This window comes from Methylobacterium sp. J-026 (assembly GCF_022829585.1).
In the GTDB taxonomy this organism is placed as follows: domain Bacteria; phylum Pseudomonadota; class Alphaproteobacteria; order Rhizobiales; family Beijerinckiaceae; genus Methylobacterium.
Window position 1 is genome coordinate 1 of record NZ_JAKSYC010000019.1, and the last position, 13,176, is coordinate 13,176.

Sequence of the window (13,176 nt, forward strand, 5' to 3'; positions counted from 1 at the left end):
CGGCAGGGACCAGCACTTTTGCTTCATCCCAGCCTCGCGCACGTCCCGACCACGACCGCGGCTGGTGTAAAAACGGCTTTATAGCAGGCCGTCCCGCCGTCAATACGTCTCGATGTCTCTCGTTCGGAATGGCAAGCCTTCGAAGAGTCAGGACGTCTTTAAGCCGTGACGTCGCAGCACGTCGCGTAGTCGATCGCGCTATCGAACACGGCGCGGTACCGAGCCTCGCTCGCCCGCACCGCGCGCTGCGTCGCGATCTCGCTCGCCTCAGTCAGCCCGACTGTGGCCAGGCCGGCGAAACTTCGGACCAGTTCGAGATCGTGCTCGGTGAACGCGTCCGGTTTGCTCGACTGCAGCTTAAGCACGCCGAGCACCTTGCCGCCGCTGTTGACCGGCGCGTGCACGGCCGAGCGAAGGTCTATGAACGCGCGCAGATCGGCTTTCACCCGCGGGTCGAGCAGGGCATCGGCCAGCAGGATCGGCTCGTTGGCTCGGGCGCAGGCGCCGGACGTGCTGCCGTCCAGCGGCACGCGCACGCCCTGGTGAGGGGTCAAGGTTCCGCCTACGGTGCGGTACTCCAGCTCCTCGCTGTCGAGCAGTTCCAGGACGCCGCCCTCGGCCGCGGGCACGGCGCGCATTGCCCCTGCGATCAGGGCGTCGAGGATGGCGTCGAGATCGCGGCCGCTCGCCGCGATCTCGTCCTGGGTCTGGCTGTAGGCGCGTCGCTCTTGAGCGGCCCCCCGTTGCTCGGCGATCAGGCGCTCACGCTCGATGAGAGCGCGGCGCAGTTCGAGTTGGTCGACGACCTGTTCGGCCAGCCGTTCCAGCCCTTCGGTCTGCCCCGGTGTCAGTCCCTCCGGGCGCGGCTGCCGATCGAGCACGCACAGCGTGCCTAGCACCGCGCCGGCGGCGGTCCGCAGCGGCATGCCGGCGTAGAAGCGGACCCCGCCCTCGGCGACAGCCGCATTATTGGCGTGGCCCTCCTCGCGCGTGTCGCGGATGATGAGCGGCGCCTCGGCCCTGACCACCAGCGGACAGAACCCGACGTCGAGCGGCGCCTCGCATCCGCCGTCGAAGCCCGCCTGCGCCTTAAAGAACTGCCGCTGATCGTCGACCAGGGTCACGAGCGCGGTCGGCACCCCGCACAGCAGCACCGCGATCCTGGCGAGATCATCGAACCCCTTCTCCGGCGGCGTGCCCATGACCGCGTAGGCGGCCAGGACATGCAAACGATCGGGTTCGGGGGCGGCAATTGTCATGCGTCCGAGGAGGGTGATGGATAGGGAATGCACAGCACGGCCTCGGTGGACCGGGCCGAGCTGTAGCTGGACATCCATACCCCGCCAAGCCGTTGCCCCAGCGGCATGTTCTGGTCCTGATCGTCACTGTCTCTGACTATCCATACCCGCGGTGATACGGGTACGGTGATCCGGCGGCGTCACCGCCCTCACCGACAGGGTGAGGCTATTGTGTCGGCGCGAGCATACGGCTGCCGATCTCGGCCAGCGGCACAGCGATCCAGCAACGCAGGCCGTCCACGTCGAAGTCCAGATCGACGTCCCCGGCCAGCTCGCGCCCGACGCCGCCGGCGATCAGCCGCGTCCCGAACCCGCGGCGCGCCGGTGGCGCGACCGCCGGACCGCCGCTTTCCCGCCAGGTCAGGCGTAACCACGCCGCCCCCGTCTCGCTTCGATCCACCCGCCAGCTCACCTCGACCCGACCGTCCGCCGTCGACAGCGCCCCGTACTTGGCTGCGTTGGTCGTCAGCTCGTGCACGGTCATGCCGAGCGCCAGGACGTGGCGCGGCGGCAGCGCCACCTCGGGCCCGTCGAGGACGATGTGGTCACACCCGGCGCGGTAGGGTGACAGCTCGTTCTCCAACACCTCATTCAAGGTGGCGCCGCTCCAGTCCTCACGGGTGAGCAGGTCGTGGGTCTTCGACAGGGACAGGATGCGCGCTTCGAGCTGCACCGCCTGTCCCTCACCGCCCTTGGCCGATTGGCGCGCCAGCGACTGCACGGTGGCGAGCGTGTTCTTCACCCGGTGGTTCAGCTCGTGCAGCATCGTCACCTGCCGCTCCTGCAGGGCATGCCCGCGCCGGATCTCCTCGCGCAGCTCGCCCTCGTTGCGCTGGAGCAAGGCGGCCATCGCGTCGAGCTTGTCCCCGAGCCGCCCAAACTCGCTGGCGCCGCCCAGACCGGTCCGCGCGGTGAGATCGCCCGTCTGCCAAGCGGTGGAGGCGCGCAGTAGGCGGTCGAACGGGCGACGGATGAACAGGCGCCCGGCCACGAGGGCTGCGGCAAGGGCCATCGCCACACCCAGCCCGATGAGGATCGAGCCTCGGTGCGCCGCCGCATCGACGTCGGCGAAGGCGACGTCGCGGTCGCGCCCGACCGTGACCCAGGCCCGCACCGCCGTCCCCCGCGGGCGGACGTTGGCGAGGATGCGCGCACGCCCGTCGATGCCGAAATCGAGGCGCACACCCTCGCCCCGGCTCGCCAGCAGCCCCATACGCTCGGCGGGGACCGGCTTGCCGACCCAGTCGGTCCCATCCGGCTTGCGTACGATGATGACGTTGTCCTCGTCAGCGATGGTGAGCGACGTGCTCGGCAGCCGCAGTTCCTGTTGCAGGTACTGCGACAACCAATCGAGATCGACCGCCGCGACCAGGACGCCGTCGATGGCCCCGCCCGCGCTGCGCAGGGGCTGGGCGAAGTGGACCGAAGCCCTACCGGTCGCAGTCCCCCGCGCGTAGCCGCCCATGACGAAGCCGCCCTCGGCCAGGGCGCGGCGGTGATAGGTGCGCTCGGCGTTCGAGTAGGCGCCGGGCTGCGAACCGACGCTGTTGCACGCGAGCGATCCGTCCGGGCGTGCCAGAGCCAGCAACAGGATGTGCGGCAGCCGGGCGGCAGCACGGCGGAGATAGTCCGTGCACGGGACGGCGTCGAGGCTGCGAACGCTCGGGTCCTCGCCGACGAGGTCCAGCGCTTGGTGGACGCCGTCGGCGAGCTGGGCGAAGTCATCGGCGACGGCCCGGGCGGTCGCCATCGTGTCGGCGCGCACGGCCTCGTCACGCGCGGCGCGCAGGTCACCCTCGTTGTAGCCCTGGATCGCGAGTGCTGGGGCGAGGGCGAGCAGCACGAGGAGCAGGATGCGGGTGGTCAGGGACATCAAGATGCCCGGCCGACAGGATTTAGGGGCAGGTGGCATCTCTCCGACCGGCCACCAGCACGGGTGGGCAGGCCGATCCTGTATAGGTTGCGGTCCGGCGGGGGAAAGCCGGGGTGGGACGGCATCAGCTCGGCCGCAAACCCATCGATCGCGGTCGAGGTCATCCGTGCGGCCTGTAGCGCCTTCGTCTACGAGCGCCAAGCACGACCCAGAAACCTTATGGTCGCGTAAACGGCAGGACGCCTGCGACGCAACCCCAACCAAACCAAAAAAGCGGTCTCATACCGTCGATCATCGATGGCAATGTCAAGTTCCGGCTATGCAGTTCCATTGAGTTTGCCCTATTGGAACGCCGCGTCCGCTTTCGGGCGGTGTATCGAGGGCCGCTTTCCACCCATCTGAGACGTTCGGGCTAGCGATGCGTTGCGGCAGATGCTGGCCGAAAGCCGCTGGTCTGCTCCGGAGGTTACCAATCGGAAAAGCAGACGGTCCAGTGGCGACCCATGCCGGCCGTGCGGACTGCCCTCAGCGCTTTTCGGAATGGGTCATTCTACAGCTGTCCGCCTGCTTGGGCTGACCCGAGAGGCCGTTTTAGGAAGGCGGAACGTATGTCGATCAGTCAAGTAGTTTCAGATGGAATTTGGACGAGGTCTGCGGTTCCGGCGGCAAGGCGCGATGGACGCTGTCGGTAGCGGGAGACACGATGGTCGCTTCCATCGCGCGCTGCGTTGTGAAGGCCGTCGAGCCGTTCACGTTGAAGCGATGCGCTGTGTAGACGGTGACGGCCCCTCGAATGCCTCAGGTCATGACCTCTACGGACGACCCGTCGGCATTAGGGGAACGCCCCTGTCCCGAAGCGTCGCGATCACGCCTTCGGGGCCGCATCCTCCCGTATGGTCGACGATGGCGACCTCCGGCGTATCCTCCTCCAACCAAGCCTCGGCATCCTCGACCAGCGAGAAGCCGAGCGTGTCGTAGCCGAAGACCTTCAGAGAGAGGCAGGCACGCCGCCGCCGGTCCTCGCGCCTTGATAGGACCAGGGCCAAGGGTCGGAGCGGACGAACATTCCTCATGCCGCCTTCCGTATCCTGTCCGAAGCGGTCCTGCTCCGAGGTCGCTTCGCCGCATCGCGCTTCGGTTCCTTCTTCCCGTCCGACTTCTCCGGCACGCCGCCCTTCTCCGAGTCGATGCTGCGCCTCAGAGCCTCCATGAGGTTTACGACGTTGCCGGAACTCGCCGCGCCAGACCTCGCCTTGCCCTTGCCCTTCGCGGGCTTCGGCGCCTTGCCCTTGACCAGGGCGATCAGCGCCTCCTCGTAGCGATCCTCGAACTTCGACGGATCGAACTTCTTCGTCGACCGTGCGATCAACTCCTCAGCGAGCGCTCGCATCTCCGCCGTTGGATCGCCGTCCGGCATGTCCTCGAAGTAGGCGGTCGGCGACCGAACCTCGTCTTGATAGCGCAGAAGCGTCGCGAGCAGGCCCTTGCCGTAGGGCTCGAGCAAAACCACGCGCTCGCGCTTGTAGATGACGATCCGCCCAAGGCCCGCCATGCCCTTCTTCTTCATCGCATCCCGGATGACGGCGAACGCTTCGCGGGATACCTTGTCCTCGGCGGCGAGGTAGTACGGCTTGTCGAGGTAGCGCTCGTCGACCTCCTCGCGCCGGCAGAAAGCTTCGATGTTGATCGTGTGCGTGCTCTCCAAAGCGATCTCGCTGAGCTCGTCGTCCTCGATCGGCACGAGCTCGTCCTTGGCGATCTCGCAGCCCTTGACCTGATCGTCGCGCTCGACGGTGTCGCCGGTGACGGAGTCGACCATCAGCTGCTTGAGACGGTTTCCGGTCTCGCGGTTGATCGTATGACACTTCAGCTCTCTCGACGAACTGACTGCCGGATACAATCCGACCGCGCAGGAAACGAGTGAAAGTCGAAGATGACCTTTCCAGTTGGCGCGCGCTACCACGTCGATCTCCCGAAACCGTTCAAGTATCCACCCCAATCGATGCATCCTTAGAGCGCCGATTGGGAGTTTGACGGTTAAACGAGAGTCGAACTCGACTCGTTCCTCCACAACTACACCTGTGGATAACCTGTCGTTTATTGTAGATTGCCCCGCCGTCCGGATCCGTCCAGGAACTCGATCCAGCCTATCCCGTTTCCACGAAGCGATGGCCGAGCTGCTCAGACCGTATCGGGACAAGCGAGATTTCGGGGTCTCGCCCGAGCCCAAGGGGAAGCGCGGCCGCAAGGTCGCCAAGGCGAGGTTCGTCGTCCAGAAGCACGACGCCCGGCGCCTTCACTACGACCTTCGTCTCGAGATGGACGGAGTTCTCAAGAGCTGGGCGGTCACCCGCGGACCAAGCCTGTCGCCCGCCGAGAAGCGGCTCGCCGTCCGGACGGAGGACCACCCCGTCGATTACCTGGGCTGGGAAGGCGCGATCCCGAAGGGCCAGTACGGTGGCGGAACCATGATCGTCTGGGACACCGGTTCCTGGGAGCCCGTCGGTGATCCGGCCGCCGGGCTGGAGAAGGGGCACCTCGAGTTCGCCCTGCACGGCGAGAGGCTCGGGGGGGGCTGGCACCTCGTGCGGATGAAGGGCCGCGGCGGCGAGAAGAAGCAACCTTGGCTTCTCATGAAGGCCGACGACGAGCATGCCCGCAGCGAGGGCGACATCCTCGTCGAGCACGAGGCGTCGGTGCTATCGGGCCGGACCAATCGGGATCTGGCGGTGGGCGGGGTCGTCAGAGCCGATCATGCCGCACGCGCCGGAGTGGCCGCCGAGCGGAAGACGAAGCCGCCGGCGAGCCGCTCCAAGGGAGCTCGCAAGGCGCTTCTGCCGCCCTTCGTCGAGCCCGCGCTCGCGACCCTCGTCGATGGCGTGCCCACAAGCGACGGCTGGCTGTACGAGATCAAACACGACGGCTACCGCATGCAGGCCCGCATCGACGGGGGTTCGGTGAAGCTGCTGACGCGCTCCGGCCTCGACTGGACGGCGAAGTTCGAACCTACGGCCCAGGCCCTGAAGGCCATGAAGCTGCCCTCGGCACTGATCGACGCCGAGATCGTGGTCGAGACGGAGAGCGGGGTATCCTGCTTCTCTGCCCTGCAGCAGGCGCTCACCGCCGGCGATACGGGATCGGCGATCTTCTACGCCTTCGATCTGCTCTACATGGACGGCAGAGACATCCGGGCGCTGCCCCTGACCGAACGCAAGGATCTGCTGCAGCAGAGTCTCGACGACGCCCCGCCGGGTGGCCGCATCCGGTTCAGCGAGCATCTCGCCGCCGACGGCGAGGCCATGGCGCGCCACGCCTGCCGGCTTGGACTGGAAGGCGTCGTCGCCAAGCGCGCGGACTCGCCCTACCGGTCGGGTCGGACCGATGCCTGGCGCAAGATCAAGTGCAGTTCCTCGGAGGAGTTCGTGGTCGCGGGCTACATGCCGTCGACCACCGCACCCAAGTCCGTGGGGTCGTTGATCCTGGGCACGCACGATGACGCCGGCGGCCTCGTTCACGTCGGGCGGGTGGGCACCGGCTTCCGCGACGCGGTCGCACGGGATCTCTGGACCCAACTGGATCCGCTTCGCATCCCGTCGCCGCCCTTCGACGCTGAGATGCCGCCGCTTGCGCGCCGCAACGCCCGCTGGGTCGAGCCCCGGCTCGTCTGCGAGGTGACCTTCCGCGGCTGGACAGCCGACGACCAGCTGCGGCACGCGTCGTTCAAGTCGCTTCGGCCCGACGTGTCGCCGGACGAGGTCGTCCGCCGGAAGGCGGAGGCCCGTCCGAAGACGCGGCAGCGGGGGGCCGCGGCGCTCGCCGCCCTGACGCATCCGGATCGCATGCTCTGGCCCGACGTCGGCCTGACTAAGGAGGGGCTGGCGGAATACTACGCCGAAATCGCCGACCGGATCCTGCCGCACGTTGTGGGTAGGCCGCTGTCGCTTCTCCGATGCCCGGATGGACTCGGATCCTGCTTCTACCAAAAGCACGGCTGGGCAGGCATGGACGAGCGCCATCTCCAGGTCCTGGGCGACGACGCCGGCAACGCCGTCGTGATCGGGAGCCCCGAAGGTCTTCGGACCCTGGTACAGGCGAGCGTCCTGGAGATCCACCCGTGGGGGGCGCCGGCCGCCGATCCCGATCGGCCGGATCGTCTCGTCTTCGATCTGGATCCGGGTGCGGGCGTCGGATGGAGCGATCTCATCGCCGGGGCGACCGAAGTCCGCGAGCGGTTGCGGGCTTCGGGATTCGGGGCCTTCGTCAAGACGAGCGGAGGCAAGGGACTGCATGTCGTCGTCCCGATCGAACCGCAGGCCAGCTGGGACGAGGCGAAGGCGTTCTCGAAGCGTCTCGCCTCCGAGATGGCCGGCGACGCGCCCGACCTGTACGTCGCGACGGTCTCGAAGAAGGCCAGGGACAACCGCATCTTCGTGGACTACCTGCGCAACCAGCGGGGCGCGACCGCGGTCGCGGCCTTCTCGACCCGGGCCCGCCCGGGAGCGCCGGTCTCCGTCCCGGTGGGTTGGGAGGAACTCCCTTCGCTAGGCTCCGGAGCGCGCTTCGGCGTCGCCAGCGTCCCCGGTCGGATCGCAGCTCTCGCGCGGGATCCCTGGGCCGGTTTCGAACGCGCGGCGAGGCCTCTGGAGGCGTCCGGAAAACGCGGTCGTCGACGGACCTAGACGCAGGCCCCCGAGACGTGGTCGCCTTCCTCGGTTCGGTACCGAGGCAGCACCGGATCGTGTCCCTACCTGTACGGGTCGTCGACGATCCGCGTTATCTCCGCGATCGGCGGTCGATCTCCGCCGGTTGTCTTCCCCAGCCATGGGATCGTATCGGTCTCAGCGGAAGATCCGGCCGGCGAGCGGGGCGGATCGTTCCGTCACGCATGCCCGGGAGACTGACTCTGACGCTCGAGTTGTCGAACGCGGAGGCGCGGCGCATCGCTCTGGCCGCCCAGGGCTTCGGCAGGGCAGATCGTCGGGCGGACGTCGGCACCGCACGGATGCGCCGGGCGATCGGCCGGCTGGGCCTGCTCCAGATCGACAGCGTGAACGTCCTCGTCCGCGCCCATTACATGCCGCTGTTCTCGCGCCTTGGACCGTACGATCGCGGCACCCTCGACACCCTGGCGGTCGCCAGCTCGAAGTGCTTCTTCGAGTACTGGGGCCACGAGGCGTCCCTCCTGCCAATTGACCTGCACCCCCTACTGCGCTGGCGCATGGACCGCGCCCGCGAGGGCCGCGGCGTCTGGAGCCGGCTTGAGCCGTTCGCGAGCGAGCGGCGCGCGGAGGCCGACGCTCTGCTCGCACGCATCGGACGAGAGGGACCGCTGGCGGCCTCCGACGTGTCGGGCCCGAAGGCGTCCAAGGGCATGTGGAACTGGAGCGACGCCAAGCACACGCTCGAATGGCTGTTCTGGGCGGGCTTGGTCGCGTCGACGCATCGAAGGGGCAGCTTCGAGCGCGTCTACGACCTACCCGAGCGCGTGCTGCCCCCGATCGTCATCGCACGACCAACCCCGAACCCCGTGGACGCCCGGCGCGAGCTCGTCGCACGGTCGGCGGAGGCGCTCGGCGTGGCGACCGCGAACGACCTGCGCGACTACTTCCGCCTCTCGCCGGCCGATGCGCGCCTGCCCATCGAGCAGCTCGTCGAGGCGGGCATCCTCGTTCCGGTGCATGTCCGTGGGTGGCAGCATCAGGCCTACCTGCACAAGGATGCCCGGCCCGGTCGCAGGCATGTCGGCGCGGCCCTCCTCTCGCCGTTCGACCCGGTCGTCTGGCACCGGCCGCGGACGGAGCGGTTGTTCGGGTTCCGATACCGCCTCGAGATCTACACGCCCGCCCACAAGCGCGAGCACGGCTACTACGTACTGCCGTTCCTCATGGACGGCGCGCTCGTCGCCCGCGCCGACCTGAAGGCGGACCGCAGGGCCGGCGCCCTGATCGTGCTGCGCACGCACCTAGAGCCGGGCGCGCCGGCGGACACAATGGAACGGATGCTCGACGAGCTTCGGTCGATGGCCTCGTGGCTCGGCCTGCCCGACGTCTCGATCCGATCTGCGCCGTGAATGGCGCAGGCCGCTCGGTCGGCGGGGTCTCGTCGAGCAACTCGACCAGCCACTCGAGGACAGCGTCGTTGCGGTCGACCTCGCGCACGAGGGCCGCGACGGGGCTGCCGTCGAGCAGGACGTCGTAGCTGCCAGGAGCGAGCTGCTCGACGGTGTAGGCATTCATGACCGACGGTCCCTGAAACGGATCCCGGGTCCACCGCCATTCTCGGGGATGAACTCCAGGCCGGCGGCTTCGAATGCGACGATCAAGGCCCGCATGTTGGCCCCCATCATCCGTGCGGTTTCGGGTTTAAGCTCGAAGGCTTCGATCGTAGGCGTGGGCACCCGAGATGCTTCGAAGAGATCCGCTTGGCGCCATCCAAGCATTGCTCGCGCGGCTCGGCATAGCCGGGGCGTCAGTCGGATCGTTTGCTCGGCCATCAGGTATCAATCTCCATACCAGACGGTACCTCGAGGCCACGAAAAATTCAATGGCTGAGCCATAGTTCTATTGACAGGTCTCAGGATGAGCGCCATCCTATGGTTATTCCATAGGTTGATGGATCAGCCATGTCACTTCAGCGCCGCATCTCCTGGAACGCCGCTCTCCGCGACATCCGCGACGACCGCGCAACGATCCCGGCCGGCCTCCTCGCCGCCAAGGCCTCGGTGAACCTCACCGTTCGCCTCAGCCGGCGCCCACTGGTTGTTGCCGGCAAGTTCGACCGCTCTGCGATCATGCAGGCTGCCGCGAAGGCGGCTCGGCTCCATCACGAGCGCTTCGGCTGCACCTGGGCCGAGGCGATGTCCGTAGCGCTCAAGGCCGCCTGGGGCGCCGCTAAGCTCGCCCGGCACATGGTTGCGCACTGAAGCCCTGATCCGTCCTAAGCCGGTCTGAGATCGGCGCCCAAACGGGACCCTTCCCCTTCCACCGCCGACCCGTCCCCACGAGCCCTCACCGGAGCCCGAACGATGACGCACGCCCGCATACCGGATTTCAGCCCTCGGCCCACCGCCGTGGTGGTCTCGATCCGCCCTCAGATAGCCGACCCGGTGCTGGCCGCGATTGAGGCCCACGCCGAGGCCTGGGCCGTGTACCAAACCGCCAAGGCCGGCCGGCCGCTCGAGATCGCGGAGATCGGTCTGGCAGCCGCACTCGACGATCTGCTGGCAACCCCCTGCCGCTCTCACACCGGCGCCCTCGCTCTCGTCCGCCACCTGCGCTGGCTGATCCGCGAGGTCGCAATCACCGCCGGGGCTGAGAGCTACCTCGACCGGTTCGTCCTCACCCGTGAAGCTGACCTGTCGCGGTTCGCCGGCTCAGATCTGCTGCCGGACATGCTGCCCGCGGACGCACCCACGGAGCGTCTTGCCCAGCCGGTGGAGCTCTACGCCCAGGCCTGCCAGGCCGAAGCCCCGCGCGAGGCGGTCCGGCGGCGCCTGATGCATCCGGCCAGTTTCGCCGGCGAGGTCCTAGCTGCGGCCGTCATCATCGGCGGTGGTGCTGTTCTCACGGGCCTCGCCACCCTGCTCTGAACGCTCTTGCCCCACCCCGTGGGCCGGAGGCCTGCGGATCCTACATCCGGAGACATCGACATGGTCCAACCGAAGAAGCCGCGCCCCGAGGCGCCCCCCTCCACCACCCTACGCGATCGCTCCGAGGGCCTGCGCGCGCGCGTGGCCGATCGTCCGGTTGATCCTGTGCTGGCGGTGATCCGCAGCGGCCGTGAACTATTCCCGGCCTACCAGAGGGTACGGCACCTGCCTGATGCCCCTGATGGTGAGCGTCCGCATGTCGTGACCGAAGCCGTCGATGCGCTGATCGATCATCTGCGCGGACCTCTCATGGGAACCCCACCCGAGACTCCGGTCGGTGCGGTCGAGCTGGCCAAGTACGTGACCGAGCTCCGCACACTGATCAGCTACGATCTCGCGGATGAGATCTACGCAATCCTCGACGCCATCGCGGATATCCAGCTGCAGTGATCTTCTGGTCGCCGGCCAGTGCCCGGCGCCACCTCTTATCCTATCCTCCACCGCGACCATCGCGCCATCCGATCCATGCGGTGGTGGAGACCTCCAATGGGCGACGTGTTCCGGTTTCCTCAGCCCTCAAGCCCTGGCGGCCGAGTCGCTGCCAAGACGCTTGACCGAGCGGCGTTCCGCGCGGAGCTCGAAGCGGCCGCCCGAGAGGCCCTGGACACGGCTGACCGCATCATCGCAGCCCTGGACTGCTTCGACAGCGATCTCGGATACAATGGTCCTCGTGGTAGCGCCGATCCTGTCGCGTGCTTTCGAGCGCCTCTACCGGCTGCGAACGTCACCTCATCGGACCAGCAGTAGCCTCCTCACTCAGTCGAGGTCCTGTCCGCGCTTCGGCGAGCCACACGCGCCATAGCGATCAGTTCTGAGGCCGTCAGGGGGTGAAGCGGTAGCGGGTCGGCGCGCGTTTCGAGGCGGACTATGGGTGGCATCGTCGGCGCCGGCCGGGGGCGTCCTGGCCACATCTGCGCTATCCATCCGACCTTCTTCGCGACCATCGACACCATGCACGTCCCCAATTGCTAAGCTTGCGGATCGGTAGGTGGTTGCGAGCCGACGAGTCAGACACCCTCTGGCAAGGCCAATTCCGGGGGTGTGCGCCATCAACATGCGAACGCCCCTGTTCGGACTCGACCATCGCCCTACAGCTACGCTTTCTTCACCGTAGCTGGCACACTGCGCCGTCATGCCGATCCGGCCCGAGCATCGCTACTTCTACCCGATCGACTGGCGCGAGTTGTCGATGGCGATCCGCTTCGGCCGGGCGCAGGGCCGGTGCGAGGGCTGCGGCCGGCCGCATGGGCGGATGGTCTACCACCTCGGTGACGGGCGGTGGTGGGACGCGGACGCTAGCCGCTGGCGCGATGGCTGGGGCAGGCGGATCCGGATCGCCGTCGGCGCCGATATCCTCGGTCGCGCCAGGCCGACGCGCGTGGTCCTGGCAGCGGCTCACCGAGATCACGACACCGCGAACAATGCGGACGCCAACCTCGCGGCCTTCTGCCAGCGCTGCCACATGATCCACGACCGGCCGGAGCATCAGAGGCGGCGCTGGCGCACGCTGTTCCAGCGCAAGGCGATGGGCGACCTATTTGGCGGCCCTTACACCTGATTGCCTCCCTCCGTATCTCGGGCGTAACCGAACAAGTCACCGGCCGTTCATGTGGCCGCCTCCCTTTGCTCACCGGCCTTAAGGAGTCCACATGCGAGCACTCTTCACTGGCGCCGCCCTGCTCGTCCTTGCGACGGCCGGGGCCGCTGCCCAGCCCTACGACGACAGGCGGCCGCCCCCGCCAGGCGAGGAGGATTTCGACCGGCCCCCGCCGCCTCCGCATCGCTTTCGACCACCGCCGCCGGGCGAGGACTTCGATGACGACCGGCCGCCGCCCCCGCATCATCACCGCGGGCCGCCCCCGCCGGATGACGACGACGATGGCCCGCCCCCACCGCCGCCGCCTCGGCGCTACTGACAACCGTCCAAAGGGCTTCTTTAACTACCCCATCGCACCCTGATCATGGCCACCTGTGAGTGGCCGCACTGGCACGTGCCGGTAGATGCGCCCTCGCGCAGCTGATGCGCGCGGGGGCGCCTGCGCGCCTTGGAGGTGGTCGATGCGTGAATCCATGAAGACCGCCGGCATGGCTGCCTTGGCCGCCTTGGCCCTGTGCGGTACCCAGCCGGCCGCCCAGGCCCGTGACGGCATCGGGGTCGGCGGGGCCGCTGCACTCGGTGTGCTCGGTGGTGTCGTGGCAGGCAGCGCCATCGCTTCAGCCAACAACGGGTACTACCCGGGCCAGCCGGTCTACCGCGCCCCGCCGCCTGCCTACGTCGAGGAGGTCTGCCACTTCGAGCGGCGTGGCTTCATCGACCCCTACGGCGTCGAGCACATCCGCCGCGTGCGCGTCTGCGA

11 protein-coding genes are annotated in these 13,176 nt (G+C 67.9%); 7 read left to right on the plus strand and 4 right to left on the minus strand.

What is annotated here, in order from left to right; all coding sequences use genetic code 11:
* Positions 1 to 158: 158 nt before the first annotated feature.
* The 4 genes from MKK69_RS00445 to MKK69_RS00460 all read right to left on the minus strand — a co-directional run bounded on the left by MKK69_RS00445 (position 159) and on the right by MKK69_RS00460 (position 5,134).
* Entirely contained in the window at positions 159 to 1,259 is a 1,101-nt protein-coding gene (locus MKK69_RS00445) for a GAF domain-containing protein (protein WP_243964681.1), read from the minus strand.
* A 205-nt stretch (positions 1,260 to 1,464) separates the two neighbouring features.
* Positions 1,465 to 3,171, minus strand: coding sequence for a sensor histidine kinase (locus MKK69_RS00450; protein WP_243964683.1), 1,707 nt, complete (start codon positions 3,169 to 3,171; stop codon positions 1,465 to 1,467).
* An 812-nt stretch (positions 3,172 to 3,983) separates the two neighbouring features.
* Positions 3,984 to 4,244 carry a hypothetical protein gene (locus tag MKK69_RS00455; RefSeq protein ID WP_243964684.1) on the minus strand — a complete coding sequence of 87 codons (261 nt, stop codon included), beginning with the start codon at positions 4,242 to 4,244 and terminating at the stop codon, positions 3,984 to 3,986.
* The gene (locus MKK69_RS00460) at positions 4,241 to 5,134 is read right to left on the minus strand and encodes a Ku protein (protein ID WP_243964685.1); all 894 of its coding nucleotides are present in this window, start codon (positions 5,132 to 5,134) and stop codon (positions 4,241 to 4,243) included. The genes MKK69_RS00455 and MKK69_RS00460 overlap by 4 nt, the downstream gene beginning before the upstream one ends.
* 205 nt (positions 5,135 to 5,339) lie before the next feature.
* Between MKK69_RS00460 and ligD the strand changes: the two genes are divergently transcribed.
* The 7 genes from ligD to MKK69_RS00500 form a co-directional block, all read left to right on the plus strand.
* Complete coding sequence (ligD, locus tag MKK69_RS00465; RefSeq protein ID WP_243964686.1) at positions 5,340 to 7,850, plus strand: DNA ligase D; 2,511 nt, start codon at positions 5,340 to 5,342, stop codon at positions 7,848 to 7,850.
* Between the two features lie 206 nt (positions 7,851 to 8,056).
* Positions 8,057 to 9,241: a winged helix-turn-helix domain-containing protein gene (locus MKK69_RS00470; protein ID WP_243964687.1), complete on the plus strand. Its 1,185-nt coding sequence runs from the start codon at positions 8,057 to 8,059 to the stop codon at positions 9,239 to 9,241.
* A 552-nt stretch (positions 9,242 to 9,793) separates the two neighbouring features.
* The gene (locus MKK69_RS00480) at positions 9,794 to 10,093 is read left to right on the plus strand and encodes a hypothetical protein (RefSeq protein ID WP_243964689.1); all 300 of its coding nucleotides are present in this window, start codon (positions 9,794 to 9,796) and stop codon (positions 10,091 to 10,093) included.
* 102 nt (positions 10,094 to 10,195) lie between these two features.
* The gene (locus MKK69_RS00485; RefSeq protein WP_243964690.1) at positions 10,196 to 10,759 is read left to right on the plus strand and encodes a hypothetical protein; all 564 of its coding nucleotides are present in this window, start codon (positions 10,196 to 10,198) and stop codon (positions 10,757 to 10,759) included.
* 60 nt (positions 10,760 to 10,819) lie between these two features.
* Positions 10,820 to 11,209, plus strand: a complete 390-nt coding sequence (locus tag MKK69_RS00490; RefSeq protein ID WP_243964691.1) for a hypothetical protein — start codon at positions 10,820 to 10,822, stop codon at positions 11,207 to 11,209.
* Positions 11,210 to 11,951: 742 nt separating this feature from the next.
* Complete coding sequence (locus MKK69_RS00495; RefSeq protein WP_243964692.1) at positions 11,952 to 12,377, plus strand: hypothetical protein; 426 nt, start codon at positions 11,952 to 11,954, stop codon at positions 12,375 to 12,377.
* A 500-nt stretch (positions 12,378 to 12,877) separates the two neighbouring features.
* On the plus strand, positions 12,878 to 13,176 hold a 299-nt coding region (locus MKK69_RS00500; RefSeq protein WP_243964693.1), incomplete at its 3' end, for a hypothetical protein.

Excerpts from the sequence above, each read along its gene's own strand:
- ligD (WP_243964686.1), top strand. The coding sequence starts at position 5,340 with ATGGCCGAGCTGCTCAGACCGTATCGGGACAAGCGAGATTTCGGGGTC.
- MKK69_RS00495 (WP_243964692.1), top strand. The coding sequence starts at position 11,952 with ATGCCGATCCGGCCCGAGCATCGCTACTTCTACCCGATCGACTGGCGC.
- MKK69_RS00455 (WP_243964684.1), bottom strand. The coding sequence starts at position 4,244 with ATGAGGAATGTTCGTCCGCTCCGACCCTTGGCCCTGGTCCTATCAAGG.
- MKK69_RS00450 (WP_243964683.1), bottom strand. The coding sequence starts at position 3,171 with ATGTCCCTGACCACCCGCATCCTGCTCCTCGTGCTGCTCGCCCTCGCC.
- MKK69_RS00445 (WP_243964681.1), bottom strand. The coding sequence starts at position 1,259 with ATGACAATTGCCGCCCCCGAACCCGATCGTTTGCATGTCCTGGCCGCC.
- MKK69_RS00480 (WP_243964689.1), top strand. The coding sequence starts at position 9,794 with ATGTCACTTCAGCGCCGCATCTCCTGGAACGCCGCTCTCCGCGACATC.
- MKK69_RS00490 (WP_243964691.1), top strand. The coding sequence starts at position 10,820 with ATGGTCCAACCGAAGAAGCCGCGCCCCGAGGCGCCCCCCTCCACCACC.
- MKK69_RS00470 (WP_243964687.1), top strand. The coding sequence starts at position 8,057 with ATGCCCGGGAGACTGACTCTGACGCTCGAGTTGTCGAACGCGGAGGCG.
- MKK69_RS00485 (WP_243964690.1), top strand. The coding sequence starts at position 10,196 with ATGACGCACGCCCGCATACCGGATTTCAGCCCTCGGCCCACCGCCGTG.